The sequence below is a fragment of the Roseateles sp. P5_B10 genome, from assembly GCF_056400485.1.
In genome coordinates this window covers 1-2,409 of record NZ_JBFULE010000782.1, presented here as the reverse complement: position 1 = coordinate 2,409, position 2,409 = coordinate 1, and the positions used below count along the sequence as shown (strand labels likewise).

The window sequence follows — 2,409 nt, the reverse complement described above, 5'->3', positions numbered from 1 at the left end:
CAACAAAGGCCTGCAATTGCGCCGGCACTCCGGTGCCGGACAGGCCCAGGCCGAGGGCGCAATCCTTCAAGGCCAGCCCCGGCACGCCGGCTGCGGCAATGGCCTCGCCGATGGGGCGCCAGGCCTGCTCGGCGCCCTGGCCGAGGGCCGAAGCGCCGGCCTCACCGCGGCCGAGAATCCGGCCCTCGACGTCGGCCACGATGGCGCGGGTGCTGGTACCGCCCCCATCGATGCCGACCCGGTAGCGCGCAGGGCGGCCAGAGTCGCGGGAGGTCAAAAGTGAAGGATTGAGAACGAGGGGCATGATCGACATGATTCAGTCGATACCACTCTAATACCAACGGCAGGGGCCGTCAATTGGTTTTAAACTGGTCTATGGCCACTCAAGCAGGCTACGGATTGGCCCCAGTCAGGCCGCACCCGCCCTCGGAATCGACAAGAATACCAGTGAGAAACCAACCCGAAACGGCCGCCGTGTTCATTCTTCATCCTGCCGCCAGCGAGGCCCTGGGCGATCTGCTGGGCCGCATTGGCCGCGTCGCGCACCGCCATCCGCGAGCGGCCGACAGGCTGCTCGAATCGCTCGCCGTAAACGCTTTCACGGCCGGCGACACCGCTGTCGGTGTGGATGCACTCTACGCGCGCTTCGGTCTGCTGGAGCCGCGCGGACGTGCACTGGAATTGCTGCCGGCCCTTGAACAAGCCGGTGCGCTGGCAGCCGCCGGACATTTCCCGGTGCAGGCCGCGCGGGTTTGCGAAGCGCTCGGGCGTATTGCCTACCAGCAGGGCGAGTATCAGCTCGCCAGTGAGCAATGGTCGCGGGCGCTGGACCTCGYGGAGGTCAGCGGTCATTTGCAGGCCGGCGTGGCCGCGCGCATTGGCCTCGGACAGATTCATTACGCCCAGGCCGACTGGGCGCGCGGCTTGCGCCAGATGCGTGACGCCGGCGAGCAACTCAAGCTCGGCGGCGGCGACGACAGCTACCTGGCCGCCAAGCTGGCGCTGAACATCGGCGTCGGCAGTTTTGAGACTGGCGACCTGCCCGCCGCCGAGCGCCATTTCAGCCATGGCCTGGCCGCGGCGCGGCGCGGCGGCCACCGCGTCTTCGAGGCCGAGGCGCATTGGCATCTTGCCCGCGCAGCGCTGGCCCGTCAGCGCATGGACTGGGCCGTGGCCGACTGCCGTCTGGCGCTCGACATTGCTGCTCGCCACGGCTACCCCTGGCTGGAGGCGGCCGCCAGCCGCACCTGGACCGAGATCGCCCTGGCCCGCGGCGACAACGCCGCCGCCGTGCGCTCGACCCGCCACGGCCTGGCCCTGGCCCAGCGCATCCAGGCTCGTGCGCAGGCACGCCAGGCCCACCTGCAACTGGCCGAGCTGCTGCAGGCGGAGGGCGATGCCCCCGGCGCACTGGACCACCTCTGGCAACACCTGGCCCTGCAGTCCGAGATCGAGCGCCTCAGCCTGCCCGCTCGCACGACGTTGGCCGCGCCGCCGGCCGAGGAGGCCGGCACGCCGGTCACGCCGGAGGAATTGCTGCTGCATCTGTGCGGCCAGCGCCAGCGCCTGTCCACGGCAACGCCGCCCGAGGCATTGGCTGAGCTGAAGGCGGCGAGCATCCGCATCCTCGGGCTGGCCAGCGTGATCCGTTGGCCGCTCGGCCAAGGCGGACTGAGCAACGCTGAGCAGCCGCGCTACGTCGACCTGCTGACCCGCCATGGCGCGCCGCTCGCGCTGCCGGATGCGGCCCTGCATCCCTGCCATGCCGAGCTGTCCGGCCTGCAAGGCGCCGCCGAGGCGCGTATCGAGGTGCCCCTGTATGACGGTGCGCAGCTGGCCGGCGCCCTGTGGCTGGTCGATGCCCGCACGACGCGGGCCTGGACGCGCCAGGAGCTGCTGATCGCCAGCCAACTGGCACTGCTGTTCGAGGTGGTGATCAGAGGCTGAGGCGCGTGGGGCGAGCGCGGCTGTTGAAGAGCAGTCCCCCCTTTCGCTGCCCGGAATCCGGCCGCGTCATCGCCTTTTCACGCCGCACTGTCACAGTGCGGCACTCGTGCACGCCACCTCCTCCGACACCCACTCACTCTGCGCCGCACGCCCCGCCCTGCCGCGCGGCTTCGGCCTCGTCATCGGCGCGCAGTTCGCCTCGGCGCTGGCCGACAACGCCCTGCTCATCGTCGCCATCGCGCTGCTCGCGCAGCAGGGCTTCCCGCTGTGGTGGGCGCCACTGCTGAAGGTGGGCTTCATGGCCGCCTATGTGCTGCTCGCGCCCTGGGTCGGGCCACTGGCCGACGCCTTCGCCAAGGGCCGCGTGATGGCCGCGATGAACCTCGTGAAGATGCTCGGCCTGGCGCTGCTGGCCCTCGGCCTGCACCCGGTGGCGGCGCTGGCGGTGGTCGGCCTGGGCGC

The 2,409-nt window shown here is 70.6% G+C and carries 2 protein-coding genes and 1 pseudogene; 2 read left to right on the top strand and 1 reads right to left on the bottom strand.

Annotated elements, in window-relative coordinates; translation table 11 throughout:
- A partial coding sequence (locus tag AC1DU6_RS27555; protein ID WP_477861017.1) for a BadF/BadG/BcrA/BcrD ATPase family protein occupies window positions 1–313 on the bottom strand: 313 nt, incomplete at its 3' end.
- Between the two features lie 134 nt (window positions 314–447).
- Here AC1DU6_RS27555 and AC1DU6_RS27550 point away from each other — a divergent pair.
- Both AC1DU6_RS27550 and AC1DU6_RS27545 read left to right on the top strand, forming a co-directional pair.
- The gene (locus AC1DU6_RS27550) at window positions 448–1,947 is read left to right on the top strand and encodes a GAF domain-containing protein (RefSeq protein WP_477861016.1); all 1,500 of its coding nucleotides are present in this window, start codon (window positions 448–450) and stop codon (window positions 1,945–1,947) included.
- 106 nt (window positions 1,948–2,053) lie between these two features.
- A pseudogene (locus AC1DU6_RS27545) lies at window positions 2,054–2,409 on the top strand (hypothetical protein); the annotation flags it as partial.